The 25455-nt window shown below is 64.0% G+C and carries 24 protein-coding genes; 8 read left to right on the top strand and 16 right to left on the bottom strand.

All coding sequences use genetic code 11. The features are described 5' to 3' along the window. The first annotated feature begins 219 nt into the window (after window positions 1-219). From EJ066_RS19035 to EJ066_RS19025, 3 genes are all read left to right on the top strand, one after another. Complete coding sequence (locus tag EJ066_RS19035; RefSeq protein WP_126040588.1) at window positions 220-966, top strand: SDR family NAD(P)-dependent oxidoreductase; 747 nt, start codon at window positions 220-222, stop codon at window positions 964-966. Window positions 967-1040: 74 nt separating this feature from the next. Further along, a complete protein-coding gene (locus EJ066_RS19030; protein ID WP_126040586.1) occupies window positions 1041-1670 on the top strand; it encodes a hypothetical protein in 630 nt (209 codons plus the stop codon). A 113-nt stretch (window positions 1671-1783) separates the two neighbouring features. After that, on the top strand, window positions 1784-1990 hold the full coding sequence (locus EJ066_RS19025; protein WP_126040584.1) for a hypothetical protein: 207 nt from the start codon (window positions 1784-1786) through the stop codon (window positions 1988-1990). Between the two features lie 36 nt (window positions 1991-2026). On the opposite strand, the gene EJ066_RS19020 is transcribed toward EJ066_RS19025, so the two are convergent. Together EJ066_RS19020 and EJ066_RS19015 are read right to left on the bottom strand one after the other, a co-directional pair. Continuing rightward, window positions 2027-2533: an OsmC family protein gene (locus tag EJ066_RS19020; RefSeq protein ID WP_126040582.1), complete on the bottom strand. Its 507-nt coding sequence runs from the start codon at window positions 2531-2533 to the stop codon at window positions 2027-2029. A gap of 149 nt (window positions 2534-2682) precedes the next feature. Further along, window positions 2683-3717 (bottom strand): MerR family transcriptional regulator, encoded by a 1035-nt coding sequence (locus EJ066_RS19015; RefSeq protein WP_126040579.1) that lies wholly within the window; start codon window positions 3715-3717, stop codon window positions 2683-2685. Window positions 3718-3919: 202 nt separating this feature from the next. Between EJ066_RS19015 and EJ066_RS19010 the strand changes: the two genes are divergently transcribed. After that, window positions 3920-4825 carry a DMT family transporter gene (locus tag EJ066_RS19010; RefSeq protein ID WP_126040577.1) on the top strand — a complete coding sequence of 302 codons (906 nt, stop codon included), beginning with the start codon at window positions 3920-3922 and terminating at the stop codon, window positions 4823-4825. A 309-nt stretch (window positions 4826-5134) separates the two neighbouring features. Here EJ066_RS19010 and EJ066_RS19005 read toward each other — a convergent pair whose 3' ends face one another. Then, entirely contained in the window at window positions 5135-6019 is an 885-nt protein-coding gene (locus EJ066_RS19005) for a LysR substrate-binding domain-containing protein (protein WP_126043964.1), read from the bottom strand. A gap of 97 nt (window positions 6020-6116) precedes the next feature. On the opposite strand from EJ066_RS19005, the gene EJ066_RS19000 reads away from it, so the two are divergent. After that, window positions 6117-7346: an MFS transporter gene (locus EJ066_RS19000; RefSeq protein ID WP_126040575.1), complete on the top strand. Its 1230-nt coding sequence runs from the start codon at window positions 6117-6119 to the stop codon at window positions 7344-7346. Window positions 7347-7534: 188 nt separating this feature from the next. Beyond that, window positions 7535-9757, top strand: a complete 2223-nt coding sequence (locus tag EJ066_RS18995) for an AMP-binding protein (RefSeq protein WP_126040573.1) — start codon at window positions 7535-7537, stop codon at window positions 9755-9757. Between the two features lie 102 nt (window positions 9758-9859). Here EJ066_RS18995 and EJ066_RS18990 read toward each other — a convergent pair whose 3' ends face one another. The 7 genes from EJ066_RS18990 to EJ066_RS18960 form a co-directional block, all read right to left on the bottom strand. Beyond that, window positions 9860-10123, bottom strand: a complete 264-nt coding sequence (locus EJ066_RS18990) for a hypothetical protein (RefSeq protein WP_126040571.1) — start codon at window positions 10121-10123, stop codon at window positions 9860-9862. A 165-nt stretch (window positions 10124-10288) separates the two neighbouring features. After that, window positions 10289-11104, bottom strand: a complete 816-nt coding sequence (locus tag EJ066_RS18985; protein WP_126040569.1) for a phosphatidylcholine/phosphatidylserine synthase — start codon at window positions 11102-11104, stop codon at window positions 10289-10291. A gap of 3 nt (window positions 11105-11107) precedes the next feature. Beyond that, window positions 11108-11806, bottom strand: a complete 699-nt coding sequence (locus EJ066_RS18980; RefSeq protein ID WP_126040567.1) for a phosphatidylserine decarboxylase — start codon at window positions 11804-11806, stop codon at window positions 11108-11110. A gap of 182 nt (window positions 11807-11988) precedes the next feature. After that, a complete protein-coding gene (locus EJ066_RS18975) occupies window positions 11989-13272 on the bottom strand; it encodes a DUF4375 domain-containing protein (RefSeq protein ID WP_126040565.1) in 1284 nt (427 codons plus the stop codon). A gap of 158 nt (window positions 13273-13430) precedes the next feature. Continuing rightward, complete coding sequence (locus EJ066_RS18970) at window positions 13431-15317, bottom strand: ABC transporter ATP-binding protein/permease (RefSeq protein ID WP_126040563.1); 1887 nt, start codon at window positions 15315-15317, stop codon at window positions 13431-13433. 122 nt (window positions 15318-15439) lie between these two features. Beyond that, window positions 15440-15766, bottom strand: a complete 327-nt coding sequence (locus EJ066_RS18965; protein WP_126040561.1) for a metalloregulator ArsR/SmtB family transcription factor — start codon at window positions 15764-15766, stop codon at window positions 15440-15442. A gap of 99 nt (window positions 15767-15865) precedes the next feature. Continuing rightward, window positions 15866-17290, bottom strand: a complete 1425-nt coding sequence (locus EJ066_RS18960; protein ID WP_126040558.1) for an Ig-like domain-containing protein — start codon at window positions 17288-17290, stop codon at window positions 15866-15868. A gap of 113 nt (window positions 17291-17403) precedes the next feature. Between EJ066_RS18960 and EJ066_RS18955 the strand changes: the two genes are divergently transcribed. Continuing rightward, window positions 17404-18015 carry a TIGR00730 family Rossman fold protein gene (locus EJ066_RS18955; RefSeq protein ID WP_126040556.1) on the top strand — a complete coding sequence of 204 codons (612 nt, stop codon included), beginning with the start codon at window positions 17404-17406 and terminating at the stop codon, window positions 18013-18015. A 100-nt stretch (window positions 18016-18115) separates the two neighbouring features. Here EJ066_RS18955 and EJ066_RS18950 read toward each other — a convergent pair whose 3' ends face one another. Continuing rightward, a complete protein-coding gene (locus EJ066_RS18950) occupies window positions 18116-19447 on the bottom strand; it encodes a sorbosone dehydrogenase family protein (RefSeq protein WP_126040554.1) in 1332 nt (443 codons plus the stop codon). A gap of 205 nt (window positions 19448-19652) precedes the next feature. Between EJ066_RS18950 and EJ066_RS18945 the strand changes: the two genes are divergently transcribed. Then, on the top strand, window positions 19653-20654 hold the full coding sequence (locus EJ066_RS18945; protein WP_126040552.1) for a transporter: 1002 nt from the start codon (window positions 19653-19655) through the stop codon (window positions 20652-20654). Here EJ066_RS18945 and rarD read toward each other — a convergent pair. From rarD to EJ066_RS18915, 5 genes are all read right to left on the bottom strand, one after another. Continuing rightward, complete coding sequence (gene rarD / locus EJ066_RS18940; RefSeq protein ID WP_126040550.1) at window positions 20629-21564, bottom strand: EamA family transporter RarD; 936 nt, start codon at window positions 21562-21564, stop codon at window positions 20629-20631. The two genes, EJ066_RS18945 and rarD, sit on opposite strands and share 26 nt — an antisense overlap. Before the next feature lie 143 nt (window positions 21565-21707). Beyond that, a complete protein-coding gene (cimA, locus tag EJ066_RS18935) occupies window positions 21708-23324 on the bottom strand; it encodes a citramalate synthase (protein WP_126040548.1) in 1617 nt (538 codons plus the stop codon). A gap of 209 nt (window positions 23325-23533) precedes the next feature. Further along, window positions 23534-24493: a prolyl aminopeptidase gene (gene pip / locus EJ066_RS18925; protein WP_126040546.1), complete on the bottom strand. Its 960-nt coding sequence runs from the start codon at window positions 24491-24493 to the stop codon at window positions 23534-23536. Next, the gene (locus EJ066_RS18920; protein ID WP_126040544.1) at window positions 24490-24966 is read right to left on the bottom strand and encodes a GFA family protein; all 477 of its coding nucleotides are present in this window, start codon (window positions 24964-24966) and stop codon (window positions 24490-24492) included. The genes pip and EJ066_RS18920 overlap by 4 nt, the downstream gene beginning before the upstream one ends. Beyond that, window positions 24963-25454: a GFA family protein gene (locus EJ066_RS18915; protein ID WP_126040542.1), complete on the bottom strand. Its 492-nt coding sequence runs from the start codon at window positions 25452-25454 to the stop codon at window positions 24963-24965. Before EJ066_RS18915 ends, EJ066_RS18920 begins: the two co-directional genes overlap by 4 nt. Window position 25455 lies beyond the last annotated feature (1 nt).

Below are 25455 nucleotides of genomic sequence, written 5' to 3'. Positions count from 1 at the left end.
GCTGTCCCGCCGACCTGCCCGTAATTCGCATGAACGCTTTCCGCTCTTGTTGGGAACAGACCAACTCCAAGGCTGGCGATCCTTCACACCCCCCTCTGTCCTTCCGGACATCTCCCCCCAAGGGGGGAGATTGAACTCTCATCTCCGCTTTCGCCAATCGCCAAGGCCAAAGAGCAAGGCCCGAGGGCGCCGTAGAACGCTAACCTTCGGAGTTGCCCAGTGACCCCTGCCCTCGACCTTTCCGGCCGCGTCGCGGTCGTCACCGGCGCCTCGCGCGGTATCGGCTACTTCATCGCCAAGGAACTTGCCGCGGCCGGCGCCCATGTCATCGCCGTCGCCCGCACGGTCGGCGGGCTGGAAGAGCTTGACGACGAGATCAAGGCGGCCGGTGGACAGGCGACGCTGGTGCCGCTCGACCTTGCCGACATGGCCGGCATCGACCGGCTGGGAGGAGCCATCCACGAGCGCTGGGGCAAGCTCGATGTCCTCGTCGCCAATGCGGGCGTGCTCGGCGTCATCTCGCCGATCGGCCATGTCGAGGCCAAGACCTTCGAAAAGGTGATGACCATCAACGTCACCTCGACATGGCGGCTGATCCGCTCGGTCGACCCGCTGCTCAGGCTCTCCGACGCCGGCCGCGCCATCGTGCTTTCCTCCAATGCCGCCCACTCGGCGCGGGCCTTCTGGGCACCCTATGCGGCGTCTAAGGCGGCGGTCGAGACCATGATGCGTTCCTGGGCGCATGAGACGGAAAACTTGGCCCTCAGGGTCAACGCCGCCGATCCCGGCGCCACCCGCACCGCCATGCGGGCACAGGCCGTGCCCGGCGAGGATCCGGAAACGCTGCCGCATCCCTCGGAGATCGCCAAACGTATCGTGCCACTGGCCAGCCCTGCGCTCAAGGAAACCGGCCTGATCTTCCAGGCCAAGCACAACCGCTTTGTCGCCTACCGGCAGCCGGAGTAGACGCACCGCGCATTTTGGCGGAAGAATTGCGCCGCCACCGACGTTGTTGGAATGTTCGCAAACGGAGGACCACCATGCGCAAACTGCTTCTCGTCACCGCCGCTGCATCACTGGCAGCCATCGGCGTCGCCTCGTCGCAGGATGCGACGATGAGCTTCTTCGTCACCAGCGTCGGTTCGGGCAAGGGCGCCGATCTCGGCGGCCCGGCGGGTGCCGATGCGCATTGCGCCTCGCTGGCTGAAGCCGCCGGCGTTACCGGCAAGACTTGGGCTGCCTATCTCTCGACCAGCACGGAGGACGCGCGCGACCGCATCGGCAAGGGGCCGTGGTTCAACGCCAAGGAGGTCAAGATCGCCGATGATGTCGCTTCGCTGCATAGTGATGCCAATGCCATCACCAAGCAGACGGCGCTCGACGAAAAGGGTGAAGTGGTCAACGGCCGCGGCGACAAGCCCAACCGACACGACGTGCTGACCGGATCCACGCCCGACGGCACGAAAATCGCCGACCAGACCTGCGGTGACTGGACGCTCAGTGGAGCAGAAGGTGCGGCAATGACGGGCCATCACGACCGCACGGGCCTCGACGATTCAGCCGCCGCCAAGTCGTGGAATTCCTCGCACGCTTCACGCGGCGGCTGCAGCCAAGAAGCGCTGAAGAGCACCGGCGGCGACGGCCTCTTCTACTGCTTTGCCGTGAACTGAGCTGTCCCGGCATTACGCGGCTGTAATGCCGCGGCCGCGTCCGGCGGACGCTTTCGTCGATCGCCCGCGGTTGATAGGATTGTCTGATTCCCACAACAACTGAGGAAATTCCCATGGCGGCTTCGAGCGTAGCGTTGGTCTGGTATCTGGTAGTCGCCGGCCCGCAGGGCGGCATGGTGGTGCTGCCCAGCACGTTCGACACCCGCGAACAATGCACCTCCGCTATTACCGAATACCAGAAGCAGCCGACGCCGGCCGGCTGGACGGTGCAGTGCGTGCCGAGCGCCTCGCCCTTCGCCGACGAGGGCGAAAGCGAGTAGCCGGCGGCGCAGTAGCAACGTGCATGGCGCGCCGCCTCAACGGTGCGCCATCACCGACAGAAGCGGCTTATTATTGAGGGTCTGGAACACCACGCAATAGCGCTCGGTGAGCTTCAGCAGCGAATCGATGCGCTCCTGGGGTTCGTCGGTGTCGAGGTTGAAATTCAGCCGGATGGCGCGGAAGCCGACCGGCGCATCCCTTGCCACACCTAAGGTGCCGCGAAAATCGAGATCGCCTTCGGCCTCCACCGTTGCGGCGCCGAGCTTGAACTCCAGCGCCGTCGCCACCGCCTTCAGCGTTACGCCGGCGCAAGCGACCAGCGCCTCCAGCAGCATGTCGCCAGAACACAGTTCGAGCCCGGAACCGCCGGTGGCCGGATGGAGACCGGCAACGGCCAGCGCCCTGCCCGTCTCAACCTTGCAGGCGATCGACTGGTCGTCGATCGAGCCCCTGGCCCTGAGCGTGACCAGCGCGCTCGACGCGTCGTCGCGATAGGCCTCCTTGAGCGGTGCCTGCATGGCCTTCAGTCCGGTCGCGTCCATGTCCAATCCTTTTCGAGTCACTTTCGTCGCCCGGCAAGATATTCGAAACAGGACCGTGCGGCTTGAACTTCGATTTCGCGACAGAAACAGCATTTGGATCAGAGTGACAAGCGGTCAAGACATTGCCGCGCCGCCAGACCCGGTGCTTTTCATGCGACCTGGGGCCGCCACGCGATGACGCCATCCGTCCGAGCCCGCACCTCGGGTGAGGCCAGGCAAGTGGCGACGGCCTCGTAGCCGGGGGTGCCGGGGTATGGGGCGACATGCATTGGCGGGCTGTGATTGGCGGGGCAGAGGATGATCGCTTCGTCGATGCCGACGACCGCCAGATCCAGTATCGCGCAGGACCGTGTGAGCAGAAAAAGCGGCCGGCCACCGGGGCCACGGCGGCGCAGATGGGCAATCAGGGCCTCTTGGGAGGCCTGGTTCAGCCCCCGTTCGATCATGTCGACGACCAAAATGGCCGGACCCTCGGATTCCAATCCGGCGAGCAGGGCGATCAGCGCGTTCGACACCACCGCACCGTCCTCGATGAGCCAGGCCAGCGTCCGATCGACCCGCGACCGCAGAACTGGGTCGGCGTCCAAGCGAGCCAAAGCCGCCGCACCGCCATCCGCCAGTCGGTCCAAGCCAAGGAAGGCGGCATTGGGCAGGGTCTCGGCCAGGCACTGCGCCAGCCGGGTCTTGCCACTGCCTAGCGGACCGATGATGTAGTTCAGCGGTCGGATATGTCCCAGTTCGAACCGCTCGCCGCCCCAAGGCCAGGGAAGGTCGAAAGAGACGCTGAGCGCTGCGTCTGGTGCCATCAGGCGCGCCAGTTCACCGGCCGTTGGCGCCTCGCCTCGAGCGAGGTCGTCCCGCAGGCTACCGACCTTCTCTATTGCGCCGACGAGCTGGCGCAACCGGCCTTCAAGTGCTGCCTGGTGCGCGGCCAGGGCCGGCTCCATGCCCCGAGAGTCGCCCTCCAACACCCGCGCCACCTGAGCGAGGCTGAAGCCAAGGCCGCGCAGGGCGGCGATCTCGGCGGCGCGACTCATCTCGACAGGACCGTAGACCCGCCATCCTGCAGCGGTGCGGATCGGGGCGATGAGGCCACGCTGCTCATAGAGCCGCAAGGCTTTGGCCGACACTCCGAGCCGGCTGGCGGCTTTGGAAGCGTTCAGGAACTGGGCGGGAGAGCTCATGAATCACCTCATTGCTGTTGTCCGCCTGTCTATCGGGGCTGCCCCAAGGGCCGAGTCAACAGGGATGTGCGCGGTGTGCTCCGCGGAAGCCGTGCGAAACGGATGATCACTCCGTGCCGAACCGCAGCAACGGCTTGAGCTGCTGACAGTACGGTGTCAGGACTAGGCAGAGTACTCTGGTGACATGACGGGATCCCTAAGCATGCCGGGCACCACCGACATCGCCGCCGAGCGCACCCTGGGCATCATCCTGGTTTCGGCGTCGGCGGCGGTCTTCGGCCTCACTGGCGTGTTGACCAAGTCGATCCATGCCGACCCGCTGACCATCACCTGCTGGCGTGGCTTCGTCGGCTCGATCCTGATCGCGCTCTATGTGCTTTGGCGGCACCGCCGCTCCGCCAGGCGTGAAAGCCTGCGTCTCGGCTGGCGCGGCTGGCTGTTGGCGATCGAGGGCGCGCTCGCCAGCATCGCCTTCATCTCGGCGTTCAAGTTCACCTTCGTCGCCAATGTCGCGATCATCTACGCCACCGCGCCCTTCGTCACCGCGCTGCTTGCCTTCATGCTGGTCCGTGAGCGCTTCCGCCTGCAGACGCTTGCCGCCGCCGCCGTGTCGCTCAGCGGTGTGGCGATCATGGTCTGGTCCGGCTTCGGCACCGGCCATCTATTTGGCGACGGACTGGCGCTGCTGATGACGATCGGCGCCGCGCTCTACATGATCATGGTGCGCGCTTTCCGCGACACGCCTGTGGTGTGGGCCGGCGCTGTATCGGCGTTTCTTTTGTTCGTGCTCGGCTGGTTCGTCACCGACCCGTTGGCGGTCTCGGCCAGAGACGCCATTCTGCTCGTCGCTTTCGGGATGTCCTTCGCGCTGGCCTCTATCCTGTGGACGGAAGGTGCGCGGCTCATCCCGGCCGCCGAATCCGGCCTGCTAGGCTCGGCTGAAGTACCGTTCGCGATCCTGTTCGCCTTCCTGTTCCTGGCCGAGATCCCGCCAGCCGCCAGCATGATCGGCGGCGCCATCGTGCTCTGCGCGGTGTTCGCCCATGCCGGGCGCGACTGGCAAGCGGCCAGGCAGCGCTCTGCATGTGAAAATCTGCCCCTGAAATAAATTTGCAAAGTCATGGAACCATCATCGAGTTCAGGCATTGTGGGTGCGACGGGTCACCCCAAGTCCCCCCAAACCCCTCGGCCCGTCAACCTATAGCCGACCGCAAGGTCGGCTTTTTCTTTGGGCGTCAGGCTAGGGCCAAGGGAAGGCTGTTCTGCGAACATGCCGGCTGCGCGGCCCGGTCGAGCAGCCTCTGCATTGAACCAAATGTGGCAGACACCGGAACGGGTCGAGGTGTACTGCGAGGCGCAGCAGCCGGTTCGTCGAAAGTGAATTGGATGGTGCCTCAGTTCGAATGCCGGCAATAGGTCAGCGCGCGGGATTCTCGCTTGCTTCCATTGCCAGCCAGTCGCGGAAGTGACGCACAGCGGGCCGCTGCAACGCTTCCGCTGTGCCGACGGCATAATAGGCGAATTGCGTCGGCCACCGCACGGCAATCGCCTGCACCAGCCGGTTCGCGCGAAGGTCATCATCGGCATAGACGTTGCGGACAAGCGCCAGTCCCTGACCGGACACCGCCGCCCTGACCATAAGGTGATCGTCGGAGAATGACGGTCCTTTCAGATCTTGGGTCAAGTCCACGCCCTGTGCCGCGAACCAGAGTCGCCAGTCGGCCCGGCCTATGTCATGCAGCAATGGAAAGGCGAGACAGTCTGCTGGCGTCGCGATCGGCCGCCCGGATCGCAGAAGCTCGGGACTGGCGACAACGATCAACTCCGGGGCCATGAGCCATGTGGCCTCAAGACCGGGATAGTCCCCCAGCCCGTGGCGGATCGCCAGGTCGACAGGTTCGCGCCTGAGATCGACGATGCGGCTTTCGGTCTCCATGGCAACATCGATGTCAGGATGTCGTCGTGAGAAACCGACGAGGCGCGGCACCAGCCAGTTCGCCGCGAAGGAACTCATGGTGGTGATCGTGATCCGCCGAGATGGTGCGCCATCCAGCTTCCGGTCGACGTCCTCGATCATACGGAACGGATCATCAAGCGAGGCGAACAGCGCCTTGCCGGCTGCATTGAGCTCGACGCCCGCTTGCGTCCGGGTGAACAGACGCTGACCGACTGCATCCTCCAGCTCGCGAATGCGCTGACTGATCGCACCCGGCGTGACCGCCATCTGATCGGCAGCATGGCGCATACGACCAGAGCGGGCGACGACGACAAAGGTGTGCAACAGGGAAAGACGAACGGCCATGTTCATATTTAGCACAGCTAAACATGGCTGGACAAACCATCGTTTGCGGAGTTCCTGTCCTCTCGAAATCCTTGGCCAAACGGTCAGGAAAGAATCCATGCTTCAAACGAAATCGGGATCATCCCAATTGTTACCGTGGCTTGTCGTTGCTTTCGGCTTTCTGGCGCTCGCGCTGGCTTTTTCCGCACGGGCCACGCTCGGGCTGGTCATGCCCGTATGGACGCAGGAATTCGGCTGGTCGCGCAGCTTCATCTCCGGCGCGGCGGCAGTGTCGCTGCTGGTCATGGCGGCCACAGCTCCCGTCGCCGGCCGCCTCATCGACCGCCAGGGCGTGCGCGTCACGCTGGTTGCCGGTCTCGCTCTTTTGTGTGGAGGCTGCCTGATCGTGGCGGCCACCGGCAATTCCATGGTGTTTCTGATCGGCTACAGTGGAATCTCAGCCTTGGGATTCGGCATCGTCGCCACGCACGTCGTCTCGACCGCGATAGCTCGCCTGTTCGACCGCAATCGCGGATTGGCGACCGGTATCGCCACGTCGGGAGCGACCGGAGGCCAGTTTCTGATCGTCCCCGTCATCGCGATCGTGCTGACGGCATTCAGTTGGCGGTGGAGCTTTCTTGCCATCGGGATCGCTTGCCTGGCCCTGATCCCTTTCCTGTGGAGGACGCTCGCGGCGGTCGAGCATGGTTCCAACGCGCCGACGGGTCACGCATCGTCATCCTCGCTTTCGGCCGATATTTACTCGATCGCCAGGAAACCGGCCTTTCATGTCCTGTTCTGGAGCTTTCTGCTCTGCGGTTACACGACGTCCGGCGTCATCGAGACGCACTTCCTGCCCTACGCCTCGTTCTGCGGCTTCGGCCCAATTCCAAGCGCTGCTGCCTATGGGACGCTGTCTGCGGTCAACATGCTTGGCATGATCGGAGCCGGATGGCTCGCCGATCGCATGAACAGGGTCGTGCTGCTCGGCTCCATTTATCTGGTCAGAGGGCTGACTTTCATCATCCTGATGAATATCGGGGCCGACTATGAGATGCTGGTGGTCTTCGCCGTCCTATTCGGGGCGGTGGACTATGCAACGGTTCCGGTCACCGCCAGTTTGGTCGCCAGCCATCTCGGAGTGCGCGTCATGGGGCTAGCGATGGGCCTGATTTCGGCCGGCCATTCGATCGGCGCGGCGGCTGGCGCATTTCTCGGCGGCTATCTCTTCGATCTCACCCTGCAGTACGAATGGGTGTGGCTGAGTTCGCTCGCCCTTGCCGTCGGGGCCGGACTGATGGTGTTCCTGCTGCGGGATCAGCCCGAACGACTCCCCGCAGCCATCTGAAGTGTGTGAACGCCGGCACCTGCTGCCGGCCCGGTCGAGCAGCATCTGCATTGAGCGCAACCGACTGTTCACCCGCAAAGGAGAGAAGGAAAAAAGCTCCGCATTGACGTTGAGCCCACTTCGGCTAGGTTCTCATCGAAGCGCCCGCTAAAGAGGCGCGACGTTAAAAACGTTGGGAGAGATGCGGCATGATCCTGACACTGGCGCTGCTTGCGGGCCTCGTTGCGGCCTGGCTGCTAATCGGCGTGGTGGAAAAATTCCGCCTCGGCCTGCGCTTCATCCAGGCGCTGCTTTATGTGCCGTTCAAGCTCGCCTACCGGGTTGCCGACGGCCGTATCAAGATCGCCCGCAACGCAGCCGCCCCGGTCATCTACGTCATTTCGCATCAGTCGCGCCTCGAACCGGCGCTGATGCTGTCACTGCTGCCGGAAGACACGCTGCATATCCTCGACGAAGCCTCGGCGCGGTCGCCCTGGCTCGAACCCTGGCGAGAGCTTGGCCGCACCATCGCCTTCAACGCCGAGCATGTCTTCGTCAGCCGCCGGCTGGTGCGGGTGCTGAAGGGCAAGGGCCGCCTCGCCGTCTACCTGCCGGATACGGTCGAGCCTGATGTCAGGACATTTCGCCTGTTTCGCGCCGTCACCCGCATCGCCATGCAGGCCGAAGCCCGCATCGTGCCGATCTTCGTCGCCGGCGCGCGAACGCTGCCGGCATCGCTGACGCCGGCGGACAAGGCGCCGCGGCGCTGGTTTCCGCGCCTGTCGATCAGTGTGCTGGAGCCAATGACCATCGCCGAGCTGACGGCGCGAAACCCTGATCAGTCCTCGAACACCAATGCGCTGTTCGACCGTTTCGCCGAGGCCCGGCTGTTCGGCAGCGATCTTGATCGCGGGCTGTTTCTCGCCATACGCGACGCCGCCGACCGTGTCGGCGCCTCGCATCCTATCGTCGAAGACGTGATCGGCGGCGCACTGAGCTACAGAAAGCTGTTCATCGGCGCGCGGGTGCTGGGTCGCCGCTTCGAGGCTGTGACGGCGCCGGGCGAAGCGGTTGGACTGCTGCTGCCCAACGCCAACGGCGTCGTGCTGTCGCTCATTGGCCTGTTATCAGCGAGCCGGGTCGCGGCGATGGTCAACTATACTGCAGGCCCGGCCAGCGTCACCGCGGCCGTGCGCACGGCGGAAATCCGCACCGTGGTCTCGTCACGAGCCTTTATCGACAAGGCCAGCCTCGCTGACATCGTCGCGGCGGTGGAAGAAGGCGGCGCCAGGCTGCTATGGCTGGAGGATGTGCGGGCCAGCGTAACCGTGCTGGACAAGCTCGCCGCCGCTTTGCTGTGGCGCCTGCCGCTGCAGCGGCAGGACGCGGCCAAGCCGGCGGTGATCCTGTTCACCTCAGGCTCGGAGGGCACGCCCAAGGCGGTGGTGCTGTCGCATAGGAACCTTCTCGCCAACGCCATGCAGGCCGAAGCCCGCATCACCATCTCGCCGGCCGACATCCTGCTCAACGTGCTGCCGGTGTTCCACTCGTTCGGGCTCACCGGCGGCACCATCCTGCCGCTGGTCACCGGGGTAAAACTGTTCCTCTACCCCTCTCCGCTCCACTACAAGCTGATCCCCGAGGTCGCGCGCAAGGCAAGGCCGACCGTCATGTTCGGCACCGACACGTTCCTCGCCAATTATGCACGCACCGCCAAGGACGGCGATTTCTCCAGCCTGCGCTTCATCGTCGCCGGCGCCGAGGCGGTGAAACCGGAGACGCGCCGCGTCTACCGTGAACGCTTCCAGGCCGAGATCATCGAGGGTTTCGGGCTGACCGAGGCAGCGCCCGTTGTTGCCGTCAACACAGCCATCCACGGCCGCGACGGCACGGTCGGGCGGCTGTTGCCGGCCATGCGGATGAAACTCGAACCGGTCGAGGGCGTCAGCGGCGCCGGACAGTTGTGGCTCGACGGGCCGAACCTGATGATGGGCTACATGACATCAGATCGGCCCGGTGAATTGCAGCCGCGCGACGGCTGGCACGATACCGGCGACATCGTCTCGATAGACCGCGAAGGCTTCCTCACCATCCGCGGCCGGGCCAAGCGCTTCGCCAAGATCGCCGGCGAGATGGTGTCGCTGGGCGCGGTCGAGATGCTGGTGCAGTCGCTATGGCCGGAAGAGCACCACGCCGTGGTGGCGGTGCCGGACAAACGCCGTGGCGAGCGCATCGTGCTGGTCACCACCGCCAATGACGCCAACCCCGACGAATTGCGCACCTTCGGAAAAAAGGCCGGTGCTGCCGACCTGATGGTGCCGAACGACATCGTCAAGGTCGAGGAAATCCCGGTGCTGGGTTCGGGCAAGACCGACTATGTCTCGACCCGCAAACTGGCGATCGACCGGCTGGGGCTCAGCGCGGCAGCTTAAGGCGCGTCGCGTCTGAAAGTATCCGTGCGGCGGCGCGCTTTAAATTCTTGTTCTTATGCATGTCGTTATCCCAAAATCGCTGCGTACTTTTGGGCGACTGCATTAAAGGACCACCACCGACAACAGCAGGATGACGCCGACAGCCATCATCAGCAGGCCCGGCCAGTTCTGCGACAGGCCGAGGAAACCGAGGCCGCGCCGCCGCGGCTCAAGTGTCGGGCCTGGCGTTGCGAGTTTTGGGGTCGGGCGATCCGGCGCCGTGCGAACAGGCTCCGGATCGCTGAGCCGCCCACGCCCGAGGGCCGCGCCAGCCATGTACACAACGCCAGCGACAATGAGCAACGCACCGATGAGGACGACAGCCATTTCTCCTCGCTCTTCTCCAGGTGCTGCACCTGGGACAGCAGCTTGAGAGATCAGTGGCGAGGCATTTCGCGAGGTCGCGCGCCTCGCCCGCTCAGACAGAACGGTCAACATGCCCGGCAGGTTCCCGCGCCAGGTGACTGCCGGAGCGAATTGGCGACAGGGCTGTCAGCCGATGTCTGAAGGCGGCACCTTCTCGCCTTCGCGCTTGGCGCGCCTCGAATAGGCGCGGACGCTGAACGGCAGGAAGATCAGATAGCCGGCGACCGACGCCGTCAGCGTGTACCAAGGGTAGGTCATCAACAGCAGGATGTAGAGGACGACGCCGAGGATGATCGGCAGCACCCTGTCGCCCGGGACTTTCAGACTCTTGCCGGAATAGACCGGCAGCCGACTGACCAGCAGGAAGGCGACCAGAATGGTGAAGCCGGTGGCGACGTAGGCCGCAGGGCGGGACGGCTCCAGGCCAAGCCGCAGAAAGTACAGATAGAGCGGCAGCATCACCAGCACGGCGCCCGCCGGCGCTGGCACACCGACGAAATACTCGACCTGCCACTGCGGCCGATCGGTCTCTTCGTCGAGAACGTTGAAGCGAGCGAGTCTCAGCCCGCAGGCGATGGTGAACAGGAGCGCGGCAATCCAGCCCGGCGAGCCGGCGCGGTCGAGCAGGAAGGCATAGAGCACCAGCGCGGGTGCTACGCCGAAATTGACGATGTCGGCCAGCGAATCCATCTGCGCGCCGAATTTGGACGTCGCCTTCAGCATCCGCGCCAGGCGGCCGTCGATGCCGTCGAGGAAGGCGGCGAGCAGCACCATCACCACCGCCGGCTCGAAACGGCCTTCGAAGCCGAAGCGGATGCCGGAGAGGCCGGCGCAGATGGCGAGCACGGTGACGAGATTGGGCAGCACCATGCGCATCGGGATTTCACGGATGTGCGGGCCGCCGCCGCCATGCGCCTCGAATTTCTTGAATGGCGCGCCCACGGCTCAGGACACCCGCACGAGCGGCGTTGCGGCGACACCGCCGAATTCGGCCAGTATGGTCTCACCGCCAACCGCAGTCTGGCCGACGGCGACACGCGGTGTTGCCGTCGAGGGCAGGAACACATCGACGCGCGAGCCGAAGCGGATCAGCCCGAAGCGCTCGCCGATGCCGATCGTGCCGCCGGCCTCGGCCCAGCAGACGATGCGCCGTGCCACCAGGCCGGCGATCTGCACTGCGGCCACCGTGCCGTTAGGGCTGTCGATGACCAGGCCGTTGCGCTCGTTGTCAGCACTCGCCTTGTCGAGTGCGGCGTTGAGGAATGCGCCCGGCCGATGCTCGATCCTTGTGATGCGGCCGCGCACCGGAGCGCGGTTCACATGGCAGGAGAAGACGTCCATGAACACCGAGATGCGGGTCATTTCGCTGCCGCCGAGTCCGAGTTCGCGCGGCGGCACGGCCGGACCGACCGCGGTGATGATGCCGTCGGCCGGGCTCACCACCAGCCGGTCGTCGACAGGCGTGACGCGCTCCGGATCGCGGAAGAAATAGACGCACCAGGCCGTCAGGATGAGGCAGATCCAGAACAGGATCGAAGAGAAATAGCCGAGGAAAAGCGTCACCGCGGCAAACGCCGCGATGAACGGATAGCCTTCGCGATGGATCGGAACGAACGTTTTCTTGATCGTGTCGACGATGTCCATGGGACGGGGACAGCCCTTGTTTCAAGTCCGGCCTCAATAGCGGAAACACCTTGTGGCCGCAACGCGGCAATGGGAGAGGCTTGGTACCTGACACCCCCGCATCGTCGTCAAGCGGTCATTCGCTGCCGGAGAGCGGCAGAGATCGAGAATTCCGGCTTATCGACCCCCCTGTCGGAATATGTTCAGACGGATTGGTCAGCTGCACTCCGGTCGAAATGCTCCTGAAGTTCAGGTTGGTAGGCCTCCGCAATGCTCTCCTCCTGGCCACCGCGCCACAGCATGCAGCCGTCCGGGGACGACCGCAACAGGAATGCATGACCGCTGGCCATGACCACCCAATTCACGACCGCGCCTCCGTCCCCCGGTATAACCGAGTTCGCCGAGACGATGGCGTCGGTCGGATCGAACCCGGCTTTGCGCAACAGCAGATCGACGGCCACCGGCGCGTGATATTCCTCGGCCAATTCGATCGCCATTGCGATTTCGGGTGCTTCGACACGCGCAAGCCGCTTGCCGACTCGCGGGGTACCTGCCGTGAGCGGGCTCTCACCCGGACGCGGCACGAGCCGATCATCGGGAGCGATGTGTTCATAGATGGCCGCATGCGTCTCCGTCGCGACGCATAGACGTGGCTCCTTTGCGCTGGTGCGCAGTTGAAAGACCATCTGCTTCTCGCCCTCGACCTCCAGCATCCTCGCCATGCCGAATTCCATTTTGACCTCGGACTTCAGTGCTTTTGCATAGGCAAGGGCGACGCCAACCTCACGCCAGCCAATCATTTGACTGACCAACTTGGCGATCGAGCGATGGAGAAGCCTGGGCTCACGCAACGGATTGGCCATCACCAGTCGACGAATTGCCCCAGCGTAGTCGGCGTCGTCGACAACTATCAGTTCAGGCCATGAGGTGATCCACCGAGCCGAAAGGGCGAGCATCGGCGATGCTTTGTCCGCCTCATAGAAGAGATCGTCAAGTTCATCGAGTAACGAAGCACGACCACCCTCGAAGCCGGTCTGCTCTTTGACCTCGTCGGGGTACCGATCTGCCCAGGCGGCCATTCTTTTTAAAACTGCCAGATGTTGTAGTGCACCCATTCCGGCCAGGCCGGTGGCAGCATGGTTAATCACCTCCCCCAGAATTCCGTAAACATTACAGTTATGGATAAACTGGCTATGGCCGCCATTGTTCACTTGCGCCAAATAGACATCGGCACGATCAACATGCACGGCCTTCGGTGGAAGTTCGGAAAGCGTATAGAGTCCTTCGTCACGCATGGTCTCGACAAAAGCATTAACGGCAAAGACCAGATGCAAATGTCCGCCGTCCGCCGACTGCTCTACAGCGGACCGCTTCACAATTACCGATGGCACTGCCTGGTTTGCGGGTGCGGGCTCTGCACAAGCCGCCAAATTGGCTGCCGGCTGCTCTGGCTTTTTCTTGGCCTTGCGCGAAAATATCCCGAACATTCCACCCCCTTAGTGGCATACGCAACTTTTGGTAGTATCAAGCTCCATCTATGCTACCATTTCGAGCAGAAAGCGAAAGATACCTTCTGCTTCATCGGGACCCGATAGTGGACATTTTAAAAGCGCTATTGCAGCCACGTCACTGTGAAGGCACCGCGTTATGACACCTCCGAGGGGCGCCTCCGCACAACAACGCCGAGTTCGTCGCTCTCGCGCGCAATGCGCAGCCGCTCCTCGGCCTCCGTCGCTTCGCGCTGGCGGTCCCACATCGAGGCGTAGAGGCCAGCCTTGCGCATCAAGGCGGCATGAGTGCCGCGCTCGGCGATCTGGCCATCCTGCAGCACTATGATCTCGTCGGCCGAAATCACCGTCGACAGCCGGTGGGCGATGACGATGGTGGTGCGGCCCTGACTGACGAGATCGAGCGCCGCCTGGATCTCCTGTTCGGTATGGCTGTCCAGCGCCGAGGTCGCCTCGTCGAGCATCAGGATCGGCGGCGCCTTCAGGATGGTGCGGGCAATCGCCACGCGCTGCTTCTCGCCGCCGGAGAGTTTCAGCCCGCGCTCGCCGACCATCGATCGGTAGCCGTCGGGCAGCCGCTCGATGAACGGCCCGATCTGAGCGAGTTCGGCCGCCTTGCGGACGTCCTCCTCGCTGGCATCGATGCGGCCGTAGCGGATGTTGTAGGCGATGGTGTCGTTGAACAGCACGGTGTCCTGCGGCACCATGCCGATCGCCGCGCGCAGGCTCTCCTGCGTTACGTCGCGAATGTCGTCGCCGTCGATCAGGATCTTGCCGCCCTGGATGTCGTAAAAGCGGAACAGGAGCCGCGAAATGGTCGACTTGCCGGCGCCCGACGGCCCGACAATGGCAACCGTTTTGCCAGCCGGCACCTCGAAGCTGATCCCTTTCAGGATCTTGCGGTTCGGATCGTAGGAAAAATGCACGTCGCGGAACTCGACCTTGCCGGCGCCGACGACCAGCGGCTTGGCACCTGGTTTATCGACGATCTCCTGCGGCACGTCGAGCAGGTCGAACATTTGCTCGATGTCGGTCAGGCCTTGCCGGATTTCACGGTAGATGAAGCCGATGAAGTTGAGCGGCACCGATAGCTGCATCAGCATGGCGTTGATGAAGACGAAGTCGCCGACAGTCTGCGTGCCAGCCTGCACTTCCAGCGCCGAAAGGCACATGACGATGACCGTGCCGAGGCCGAAGATGACGCCCTGGCCGAAGTTCAGCCAACCAAGCGAAGTCCATATCTTGGTCGCGGCGATCTCGTAGCGCGCCATCGAACGGTCGAAGCGCTGGGCCTCCATCGCCTCGTTGTTGAAATACTTGACCGTCTCGAAGTTGAGCAGCGAGTCGATCGCCTTGGTGTTGGCGTCGGTGTCGCTGTCGTTCATGTCGCGGCGGATGCCGATGCGCCAGTCGCTCGCCCTGACCGTGAACCAGACATAGAGCCAGACCGTGACCGCGACGACCGCGACATATTTCCAGCCATAGGCATAAGCGAAAATGCCGGCCGTCAGCGCGAATTCGAGGATGGTCGGCAAGGTGTTGAGCACGGTGAAGCGAACGATCGTCTCGATACCCTTGGTGCCGCGCTCGATGATGCGTGACAGGCCGCCTGTGCGGCGTTCGAGATGGAAGCGCAGCGACAGTTGATGCATGTGGATGAAAGTGCGGAAGGCAAGCTGGCGCACCGCATACTGCCCGACGCGTGCAAACAGCGCATCGCGCAGTTGGTTGAAGCCGAGCTGCAACAGCCGCACGACATTGTAGGCGACGACCAGCATGACCGGCGCCAGCAGGAAAGCCGGCAGCGGCGGCACCGACCTGGCGTCGCCGGCCAGCGCATCGGTCGCCCATTTGAAGAAATAGGGACCGGCAACCAGCGTCAGCTTGGCGACGACCAGAAGCACGGTTGCCCACACCACCCGTGCCCTTAGGTCGGCGCGATCGGCCGGCCACATGTACGGCCAAAGGTTGCGCAATGTCTTGAAGGTCGAACCGGAGTCGGCGGAAACGGTTTTTTCGGCCATTCTTGTTGCCTTTTTCTTATGTCTTATTGCTTGACCATGGTCGTTTTCCGAACCGTAGGTCAGCGCAGCAAAAACAGGCTTCCACTTTTCGCTGACGCGGTCCTTCGGTTCGGGATCATGGTCTAGCGGCCAGGGCAGCAGGAATTGACGAGCGCGGCCAGCGATGCGGAAACATCGGCGAGCGCATCGCCGTCGACTTCATAGCGCGAGCGTTGCCGGTCCGGTTCATAGCGGACGAGCCCGGCGTCGACCAATATCTTCAGGTGCTGCGAAACGGTGGATTGCGCCAAGTCGAGATGGTCGACGACCTCGCGGCAGCAGCAGGAGCGGCTGGCCGAAAGATGCCTGAGAATCTCGATCCGCGCCGGATGCGAAAGCGCGGCAAGCTTCGCGGCGACGGACTGGCTGTCGGCGAAGCCGCAGGTCTTCTCGATCAGGGGAGCATTCATCGTCTATCGCCGATAGACGATGAACAAACTTTCCGCAAGAGACCCGGACCAAGAAAATTGATTCCTAAGGGTCTTGACCGTCTAACTGATCTTGAACGTCTAGTTGGCCTTGGCGGGGGCCGTCGTCATCTGGTCGCCCATCGCCTTGAGGTCGGCGGCTTCGCCTTCCTGCGATTTTTCCGGGACCTTGAACACCTGCCCCGGCCAGATGCGGTTGGGATTGCTGATCTGGTCCTGATTGGCGAGGTAGATGGTCGAGTAGCGAATGCCTTGTCCGTAGACCCGCCGCGATATCCGCCACAGCGTGTCGTGGCGGCGGATGATGACGGCGCCATCTACATGCTCGAGCTGGGGCGCCGTCGTCTCGGGAATTTTGGCCGGAGGCGTCGTCGCCGCCACTCCAGCCGGGGCTTGGGCAGCGGGGGCAGCAGGCGCGGTCGCGTCAGCGACGGGCGGCGCGGCAGGCTGAACCTCGGCCGGCTTCGGCTCGGTGGGTGCCACGGCGGCGATCGACTCGCCCGGCTCCCGCTCGAACGGCACGGCGGCACGGGCCACCACCTTGACCCCGTCGGCATCGAGTGCGTCGACATGAATGGTGTAGGTGCCGACTGGAATGTCGCGCGTCGCCTCAACCAGGAAGTGGCCATCGGGCGAGGTTTTGGCGTCGCCGAGCAAGATGTCGTTGGCGTAGGCGCGCACCTTGCGGCCGGGGTCGGCGAGGCCGGCGACGAAGATCTTATTGCCGTCGATCTCGACGGCTTCGACAATGATCTTGGCCTCCGCCACAGCGGCAGCAGGCGCTGGTGGAGCCGGCTCGGGTGCGGCTGGGTCTGTGGCAGCCGGGGCGGCAGGTGCAGCAGGTGCCGGTGCGGCTGGCGCCGCGGCGGCAGGCGCCTCGGGCGCCGGGGCAGCCGCCTGGTCGCCGGCAGCCGGCGCTTCAGGCTTTGTCTCGGCGGTGGGAACGGTGAGCAGTTCAGACGGCTTTCCCGGCTCCTCGACCATGGCCAGCACCTGGCCGGACGGATTCTGGGGAATCGAGACGACGGCGGTCTGCACCGAGGGGGTCACGACATTGTCGGGCGTCATCGAACGCAGCGTGATCGTGTAGTCGCCGGATTTAAGCGGATCGTCGAGAACGATGGCAAAGGCGCCATCGGGACCGGCGACCGTCGAGCCGAGAACCGTCGAACCGTTGAGGATCTCCACCTTGGCGTTGGGCGCCGCATTGCCGGCGACGACAATGGAACCATTGCTTTCCACCCGCACGACATCGAAACTCGGAGCGACTACCCCAGCCACGGCCGGTGCCGGCGCTGCCGGCGCCGTCTCATCCGGCGCTGACGGCAGCTGTCCCTCGGCCGCCGGCTCGGCCGGCTTTTCTGCCGGCGAAGTCAGCGAGGCGACTTCCGCCGGCGGGGTGCGATTGAGATATGGGTCGAGCGCGCCCGACACATAGGCGGTTCCCGCAGCGGCAACGGAGCCGCCGGCGGCGAACAAAAACGCCTTCAATGGATTAATTGCCATATTTCCCTGCCCCTTAGCCACCTAATGCCGGTCTAGCCTGTTTTGCCCAAACCGACAAGAAAAAGCCCGCCCCGGGCTTGACCACGAATAAAGACCCAATCACCAATCATCTCATGAACACGATTCGATCCGTCTGTGTCTATTGCGGCTCGTCTCCGGGCCGCGATGAAACCTATGCCAAGGCCGGACACCTGCTTGGGCGTTCGATCGCCAAGTCCGGCCTGCGTCTGATCTATGGCGGCGGCACCAGGGGCATCATGGGAGCCGTCGCCGAAGGCGCGTTGCGGGCTGGCGGCAAGGTGACGGGCATCATTCCGCGCTTCCTGATCAACAGGGAGGCCACCGAAACCGCGCTTGACCGGCTCGACGAGCTCGTGATCACCGACAACATGCACGAGCGCAAGCACAGCATGTTCGAGAAATCCGACGCCTTTGTGGCGCTGCCCGGCGGCATCGGCACTGTCGAGGAAATCATCGAGATCATGACCTGGGCGCAGCTCGGCCATCATCGCAAGCCAATCGTCTTCGGCAACGTTGGCGGATTCTGGGATCCGATGCTGGCGCTGCTCGACCATATGATGGCCGAAGGCTTCATCCACACCGCGCAGCGGGTCAAGCCGCTGGTGGTCGAAGACCCGGAAGCGATCGTCGCCGCCATCATGGTCGCTGGATCGTCGGTCGATGCGCCGACCGAGGGTGTGCAGTCGGTGATCGACAAGCTCTAGTGCCTCGACACGGCAGTGTAGAACCTTTGGAAGTCGGAGGGACGGCGAGGGCGCGGATCGCCGGTTTGGATCTGGTGAGGAGCCGGACAGGCAGCTGCGCTCAACGGCCATTCGCCCGGCTGACCCGCCAGATGACATTGCCGACATCGTCGGCGACGAGCAGTGCGCCGGTCTGATCGATAGCAACGCCGACCGGACGGCCCATCGCCTTGCCATCACGCCCGATGAAGCCAGTGAGCACATCCTTCGGGGGACCGCTCGGTTCACCACCTCGGAACGGTACGAAGATCACCTTGTAACCGCTGCGCACGCTTCTGTTCCACGAGCCGTGCTGGCCGACGAAGGCGCCGTTGCGGTAGGCCGAACCGAGCGGCGTGCCTTTGGAGAAGGTCAGTCCCAACGAGGCGGTATGGGAACCCAGCGCATAATCGGGCTTGACCGCCCTCGCCACCAGATCGGGGCGCTGCGGCCTGACCCGTTCGTCGACGTTCTGTCCGAAGTAACTGTAGGGCCAGCCGTAAAACGCTCCGTCACGAACCGAGGTCATGTAATCCGGGACGAGATCGTCGCCGATCTCGTCACGCTCGTTCACGGCGACCCAAAGCTCGCCAGTTTCAGTGTTCCAGGACAGCCCGTTCGGGTTGCGCAGCCCGGACGCGAAGACCTTGGTGCGGCGGGTCGACCGATCCACTTCAAGGACGGCGGCCCGGTTCTTCTCCGCGGCCATGCCGTTTTCTCCAACGTTACTGTTGGAGCCGACGGTGACATAGAGCTTGCGTCCATCCGGACTTGCGATCACGTCCTTGGTCCAATGATGGTTGAGATCTCCGGCCGGCAAGTCGATGATCTTTTCCGGCGGCGTGGTGACTCGGGTCTGGCCTTTGGAGTAGGGGAAAGCGACGAGCGCGTCGGTGTTCGCGACATACAGCTTGCCTTTGGACAGCGTCATACCGAAGGGTGAATTGAGGCCTTCCGCGAACGTCCTGCGCACATCCGCAATGCCGTCACCATTGGTGTCGCGCAGGAGCGTGATGCGGTTGGCGCTTTTGGTCGCGGCGCCGGCACGCTTCATAGCCAGGCCCATGAAGACCTTTTTAAGGCTGAAGCCCTCGTCATGCTTGGCAGGGGCATTGGTTTCGGCAACCAGCACGTCACCGTTCGGAAGCACGTGCAGCCAGCGCGGATGGTCGAGGCCGGCGGCGAAGGCATTCACTGCCAGCCCCTTCGCCGGGGTCGGCATCCCACCCTTCCGCCAGCCTTTCGCCTCGGCGATGTTGACGGTCGGGATCAGCGTCGGCCTCGGTTTCGGTAAAGTGGGGTTGGGGCCATAGCCAGTTGTTGCCCCTGTTTTCTGCGCTGAAAAGCTAGCGCAGCTCGCCATCACGGCTCCCAATACCGCTATGAGTACGCTTCGTGGGAAGCCGGCATGCATCGGACGTCCTCCGCGTGGATTGCGTCGTGCTCTTTGCGTAAACGCAAGTCAACGGCGTATTATTCCAGATTACCTCCAAACAACCGCGTTCGTAGGCGCGCCTCGGACGACAGTCAAAAAACTGTCACACGAAACCGGGGGCGCCCGTGCTAGGAATCTTCGCCGCTTCGCGCGGCGCAAAATTCGAGAGACTGGCCAAGCGACTATGAACATCGCTCTTGACCCGGAAGGCAGCGATCTGTCGCCTTATCTGCCCGACGAACATGGGCTGTTCTTCGTCTATCATTTCACCGCCGAAGGCGCGCGAACAAAAGACCCGGCCGCAACGCACTGGACATGGCGCAGCTACCAGCTTTCCGACATGCGCGCCCGCCACGAGATTGCCACCGAGCCTGTGCTGCCGCCGCCGGTGCGCGACGCCTTCCTGTCGGCCGGCCATGGCTGCCATATCGACCTTGAGAGCGACTGGCTGTATGGCGACCTGCCGGACCTGCGCCACGACTATTCGGCGGAGGCGCGCGGGCTCGGCCATTTCCGCTTTGCCTTCAACGGCACGATACTGATCGGCGGCCGCAAGCAGCCGCTGCGGTCAGTCGACAATATCCGCAAGGCGATCGACAGCGGGTCGCGCAAGTTCCGCTCTCCGGCCGAACTGATCGAGGCCGTCATGGGCCAGTCGCTCGACGGCATGGCGACGGAACTCGGTGGCCTTGGCGACGCGCTCGACGGCGTCGAGGACCGCATCGTCTGCGATGCATGGCACAATGAGCGGCAGGCGCTGGTCGATGCGCGCCGGCAACTAGTGGTGATCCATCGGCAGATGGCGACGCTGACCAGCCTGTTCCGCCATCTCGACCATTCGCATCGCGACGATTTGCCGGATGCGATCAACGACATGGCGGCACGGCTTTCGCACCGCGCCCATACATTGCACCATGACGGCGAACAATTGCAGGCGCGCGCCCGGCTTTTGCAGGACGAGTTGATGGCCAAGCTGACGACGCAGTCGAACCAGTTGCTCTACATGCTGTCGGTGATGACGGCGGTGCTGTTGCCGATGACGATCATCTCCGGCCTGTTCGGCATGAATGTCGGCGGCCTGCCCCTGGTCGACACGCCGGTGGGCTTCTGGGTGGCGTCGGCGATATCGCTGGTTGTGGCGGCGGTCGTCTATCTGTTCGTCAGGCGGCTGGGGCGCGGGATGTAGCGCCGGCCCTGCGCGCCGAAGAAAACATCGACCAGGAGTAGATCGCCAGCGCCGTCCAGATCAGCCCGAAGGCGACAGCCTGGGTGCTGCCGAAGGGTTCGCCGAAAATCAGCACGGCGATCAGGAACACGATGGTCGGCGCAATATACTGCATGATGCCGATGGTGGAGAGCCGCAAGAGCCTGGCGCCGAAGGCAAACAGCAGCAGCGGCACCGCCGTGATCGGGCCGCAGCCGATCAGCAGCGCGGTGTCGGTCGCATTGCCGGAGACGAAATGGTCCTGCCCGGTGGCGATGAGGAAGATGATGTAGCCGAGCGCCGGCACCGACAGCAAAAGCACCTCGAGCAGGAAGCCCTGGCTCGGCCCGATCGGCAGCGTCTTGCGGAAGAAGGCATAGGCGGCGAAGGAAAAGGCAAGCGCCAGCGACACCCAGGGCAGCTTGCCGCCCTCGACCGTCAGCACAGTGACCGCGACCGTGGCCAGCGCCACTGCCGCGATCTGCAGCCGGTCGAGCCGCTCGCCGAGCAGCAGCGCGCCGACCACGACGTTGACCAGCGGGTTGATGTAGTAGCCAAGCGCGGTCTCGACGGTGCGGTCGACCGCGATCGCCCAGACATAGATGCCCCAGTTGACCGAGATCAGCGCCGCCGTCAGCGCGGCCATCGAAATCGTGCGCGGCGAGCGTAACGCCGTTTTGAAATCCGCAGTGCGGCCGGCCCAGATCAAAACGGCAGCCGCGATCGGCACCGACCAGAGGATGCGGTGCGCGATGACTTCGGCCAGCGGCAGGTGTGCCACCGCCTTCATGTAGAAGGGCAGCAATCCCCACAGGAGATATGCGCCCAGCGCCAGCAGGAAGCCACGCCGGGCCTTCGAGTGCGCTTCGAGCTGAACTGCTTGCGTGGCCATGGCCCAACGCTATGCGCCAGCCGCCGCGCCAAGACCATCGCAAAGTTCTGATGGATCAATGGACTTTCGCTGATGGTTCAACGGCGGTTGCCTTCACAAAACTAGGTTCCTCGCCCCTGGTCGTAGGGGCAAAGAGCAGCAACCTACTCCGCCGCGACCAACCCAGCCATCTCGCGGTTCTTCATCAGCTTGTAGACGATCGAATCCATCAGCGCCTGGAACGAAGCGTCAATAATGTTTTCCGACACGCCGACCGTCCACCAGCGCGCGCCGGTGGAATCGTGCGATTCGACCAGAACACGGGTGATGGCCTCGGTGCCGCCGTTCAGGATACGCACCTTGAAGTCGGCAAGCTCGAGGTCGGCGATCTCGTTCTGGAATTTGCCGAGGTCCTTGCGCAGTGCGATGTCGAGCGCGTTGACCGGGCCGTGGCCTTCGGCCACCGACATCTTCTCCTCGCCGTCGACCAGCACCTTGACGATCGCCTCGGAGACCGTCTTCAGCTGGCCATTGGCGTCGAAGCGGCGCTCGACCATGCAGCGAAACGAGGTGACGCTGAAGAACTCCGGCAGGCCGTGCAGCATCTTGCGCGCCAGCAGCTCGAAGCTGGCGTCGGCGCCCTCATAGGCGTAGCCCTCGGCCTCGCGTTCCTTGACCACTGATATCAGCGCGTCGAGCCGATGGTCGTCCTTCGGTACGTCGATGCCGCGCCGTTTCAGCTCGGCGAGGAAGTTGGCCTTGCCGCCCTGGTCCGAGACCATGACGCGGCGGCGGTTGCCGACCGCTTGCGGCTCTACATGCTCGTAGGTCGCCGGCTCCTTGGCCAGCGCCGAGGCATGGATGCCGGCCTTGGTGGCGAAGGCGGAAGCGCCGACATAGGGCGCCTGCGCTTCCGGCGCACGGTTCAGCAGTTCGTCGAAGGCGCGGGAAAGCCGCGATATGCCGGCCAGCGCCTCGGCCGAAATGCCCGTTTCGAAGCGGTCGGCGAAAGCCGGCTTCAACGCCAGCGTCGGCACGATCGAGATCAGGTTGGCGTTGCCGCAGCGCTCGCCGATGCCGTTCAGCGTGCCCTGTATTTGGCGCACGCCGGCCTCGACGGCGGCCAGCGAATTCGCCACCGCCTGGCCGGTGTCGTCATGGGCATGGATGCCGAGATGGTCGCCGGGAATGCCCGCCGCGATGACCTTCTCGACGATGGCGCGCACTTCCGACGGCTGCGTGCCGCCATTGGTGTCGCACAGCACCACCCAGCGCGCGCCGGCGTCATGGGCGGTCTTGGCGCAGGCCAGCGCGTAGTCCGGATTGGCCTTGAAGCCGTCGAAGAAATGCTCGCAGTCGACCATGGCCTCCTTGCCGGCGCTGACCGCCGCCTCGACCGAGGCCTTGATCGCCTCGAGGTTCTCCTCGTTGGTGCAGCCCAGCGCGACGCGGACATGGTAGTCCCAGCTCTTGGCCACGAAGCAGATGGCGTCCGATTTCGACTGGACCAATGCGGCAAGGCCGGGATCGTTCGAAGCCGACACCCCTGCCCGCTTGGTCATGCCGAAAGCGACGAACTTCGCGCTCACCGTGCGGTGCTCGGCAAAGAAGGCTGTGTCGGTCGGGTTGGCGCCGGGATAGCCGCCCTCGACATAGTCGATGCCGAATTCGTCGAGCAGCTTGGCGATGGCGATCTTGTCCTCGACGGAAAAGTCGATACCCGGCGTCTGCTGGCCATCGCGCAGTGTCGTGTCGAAGAGGTAGAGGCGGTGTTTTGTCATGGTTGTGGTCCGAAATGCCGCGATCCTTCGCGCCCCCCTCTGTCCTGCCGGACATCTCGCCCACTTGGGGGGAGATTGGCAGCTTTGCCGACGGCGCTCTTTCTGCAACGCCGGCGATTAGCGAAAGCGACGGCGACATCCAATCTCCCCCCTTGCGGGGGAGATGTCCGGCAGGACAGAGGGGGGTGGGAAGGATCGCCGCGCATCAGTTAAACCTTCCCCGCAAACTTATCCGTCGCCCGGATCAGCCGGTCGAGGACGCCCGGCTCCGAATAGGCGTGGCCGGCGCCCTCGATCAGGTGGAAATCCGCCTTCGGCCACGCCTTGTGCAGCGCCCAGGCATAGCGGGCCGGGCACGGCATGTCGTAGCGGCCGTGGACGATGGTGCCGGGGATATCCCTGAGCTTGAAGGCGTCGCGCAGCACTTGCCCCTCCTCCAGCCAGCCGGCGTGGACGAAATAGTGGTTCTCGATACGGGCGAAGGCGACGGCGTAGTCGTCCTCGCCAAACGGGCCGCTGGTTTCGGGCTCGGGCAACAGCGTGATCGTCTCGCCTTCCCACAGGCTCCAGGCGCGGGCCGCCTCGATTTGTGCCTTGCGATCGCTGCCGACCAGCCGCTTGCGGTAGGCGGCCATCATGTCGCCGCGCTCGGCCTCCGGGATCGGCGCCAGGAAGCGCTCCCACTTGTCGGGGAACATTTCCGAGACGCCGAACTGGTAGTACCATTCGAGTTCCGCGCGCGTCAGCGTGTAGATGCCGCGCACCACCAGTTCGCTGACCCGCTCGGGATGCGTCTCGGCATAGGCCAGCGCCAGCGTCGAACCCCACGAGCCGCCGAACACCAGCCATTTGTCGAAGCCGCACATGTCGCGCAGGCGCTCGATGTCGGCGACCAGGTGCCAGGTGGTGTTAGCCTCGAGCGCGGCATTGGGCGTCGATTTTCCGCAGCCGCGCTGGTCGAACAGGATGACGTCGTAAAGCTTCGGGTCGAACAGCCGCCGGTGCTTAGGCGATATGGTGCCGCCCGGTCCGCCATGCAGGAACACCGCCGGTTTTGCGCCCCTGGTGCCGGAGCGCTCCCAATAGACCTGATGGCCGTCGCCAACGTCCAGCATGCCGGACTCGAAGGCCTCGATCTCGGGATAGAGGGCGCGGAGTTCACTGCTCATAATTTCAGGCCTTGCTGCGGCCAGTTGGCCGTCTCGTGATCCGGATGCTGGAAGGAGATGATCGATTCCTGCCGGGTGTAGTAATCGGGATCGTCGTGGATCGGCGCGCCGAAGATCTTCTCCACCCACGGCAGCCGGGCGGCGTAATTGACCTGGATCTGTGGTGCGAGGTCGGAGCGGTCGTCAAAAGCGCCGATGGCGATCTCGAGCCCGCCGGGCTGCCGGTAGGTCAGTGGCGTGCCGCAGCGAGCGCAGAAGCCGCGATCGATGTTGACCGATGATTGGAAATAGCTCGGCTCCTCGCGCACCCATTCGACGCCGTCCTTGGGCACCGTCACCAGCGCGCCGAAGAAGGAACCGAACTGCTTCTGGCACATACGGCAATGACAGATGGACGGGCGTCCGAGCGCCCCGCGGATGCGGAAGCGCACGGCGCCGCACTGGCAGCCGCCGGTTCGAACGGTCTCGGTCATGATCTTTCCTCCGGCGGCCATTGCTCTGTGTCGTGGTCGGGGTGCTGATAAGAGACGAGATCGGCAAGATAGGAGGCCGACGAGATGTCGGCCATCGTGTCCTCGCCCGGCAAGTCGTGGATGTGATCCACATAGGGGAGCTTTGCCTCGGTGCCCCACTGGATGGTCGGCGCGATCTCCTGCGGAGCGTCGAAGGCGGCGATGGCAAGCGCGATGCCGTCGGGCGCCTCGAAGGTCAGCGGCGTGCCGCAATCAGCGCAAAAACCACGCCATGCGGCGTTGGAGGAACGGAAGCGTTTGGGCTCGCCGCGCGTCCAGTCGAGTTTTGCGCCACGCACGGACACCAGCGGCAGGTAGAAATTGCCGCTCGCCTTCTGGCACATGCGGCAATGGCAGACGGAGGCGTCACCCAGTGCGCCTTCGACGCGGAAACGCACGGCGCCGCACTGGCAGCCGCCTGTGTAAACCGGTCTGTTGTCGAGGCTCATG

The sequence above is a fragment of the Mesorhizobium sp. M9A.F.Ca.ET.002.03.1.2 genome (assembly GCF_003952365.1).
Lineage (GTDB): Bacteria > Pseudomonadota > Alphaproteobacteria > Rhizobiales > Rhizobiaceae > Mesorhizobium.
The sequence above is the reverse complement of the archived record's forward strand: the minus strand, read 5'-3'. Positions and strand labels throughout refer to the sequence as shown.

Coding starts and splice junctions, on each gene's coding strand:
- EJ066_RS19030 (WP_126040586.1), top strand. CDS start 1,041: ATGCGCAAACTGCTTCTCGTCACCGCCGCTGCATCACTGGCAGCCATC.
- EJ066_RS19025 (WP_126040584.1), top strand. CDS start 1,784: ATGGCGGCTTCGAGCGTAGCGTTGGTCTGGTATCTGGTAGTCGCCGGC.
- EJ066_RS19020 (WP_126040582.1), bottom strand. CDS start 2,533: ATGGACGCGACCGGACTGAAGGCCATGCAGGCACCGCTCAAGGAGGCC.
- EJ066_RS19015 (WP_126040579.1), bottom strand. CDS start 3,717: ATGAGCTCTCCCGCCCAGTTCCTGAACGCTTCCAAAGCCGCCAGCCGG.
- EJ066_RS19010 (WP_126040577.1), top strand. CDS start 3,920: ATGCCGGGCACCACCGACATCGCCGCCGAGCGCACCCTGGGCATCATC.
- EJ066_RS19005 (WP_126043964.1), bottom strand. CDS start 6,019: ATGGCCGTTCGTCTTTCCCTGTTGCACACCTTTGTCGTCGTCGCCCGC.
- EJ066_RS19000 (WP_126040575.1), top strand. CDS start 6,117: ATGCTTCAAACGAAATCGGGATCATCCCAATTGTTACCGTGGCTTGTC.
- EJ066_RS18995 (WP_126040573.1), top strand. CDS start 7,535: ATGATCCTGACACTGGCGCTGCTTGCGGGCCTCGTTGCGGCCTGGCTG.
- EJ066_RS18990 (WP_126040571.1), bottom strand. CDS start 10,123: ATGGCTGTCGTCCTCATCGGTGCGTTGCTCATTGTCGCTGGCGTTGTG.
- EJ066_RS18980 (WP_126040567.1), bottom strand. CDS start 11,806: ATGGACATCGTCGACACGATCAAGAAAACGTTCGTTCCGATCCATCGC.
- EJ066_RS18975 (WP_126040565.1), bottom strand. CDS start 13,272: ATGTTCGGGATATTTTCGCGCAAGGCCAAGAAAAAGCCAGAGCAGCCG.
- EJ066_RS18970 (WP_126040563.1), bottom strand. CDS start 15,317: ATGGCCGAAAAAACCGTTTCCGCCGACTCCGGTTCGACCTTCAAGACA.
- EJ066_RS18965 (WP_126040561.1), bottom strand. CDS start 15,766: ATGAATGCTCCCCTGATCGAGAAGACCTGCGGCTTCGCCGACAGCCAG.
- EJ066_RS18960 (WP_126040558.1), bottom strand. CDS start 17,290: ATGGCAATTAATCCATTGAAGGCGTTTTTGTTCGCCGCCGGCGGCTCC.
- EJ066_RS18955 (WP_126040556.1), top strand. CDS start 17,404: ATGAACACGATTCGATCCGTCTGTGTCTATTGCGGCTCGTCTCCGGGC.
- EJ066_RS18950 (WP_126040554.1), bottom strand. CDS start 19,447: ATGCATGCCGGCTTCCCACGAAGCGTACTCATAGCGGTATTGGGAGCC.
- EJ066_RS18945 (WP_126040552.1), top strand. CDS start 19,653: ATGAACATCGCTCTTGACCCGGAAGGCAGCGATCTGTCGCCTTATCTG.
- rarD (WP_126040550.1), bottom strand. CDS start 21,564: ATGGCCACGCAAGCAGTTCAGCTCGAAGCGCACTCGAAGGCCCGGCGT.
- cimA (WP_126040548.1), bottom strand. CDS start 23,324: ATGACAAAACACCGCCTCTACCTCTTCGACACGACACTGCGCGATGGC.
- pip (WP_126040546.1), bottom strand. CDS start 24,493: ATGAGCAGTGAACTCCGCGCCCTCTATCCCGAGATCGAGGCCTTCGAG.
- EJ066_RS18920 (WP_126040544.1), bottom strand. CDS start 24,966: ATGACCGAGACCGTTCGAACCGGCGGCTGCCAGTGCGGCGCCGTGCGC.
- EJ066_RS18915 (WP_126040542.1), bottom strand. CDS start 25,454: ATGAGCCTCGACAACAGACCGGTTTACACAGGCGGCTGCCAGTGCGGC.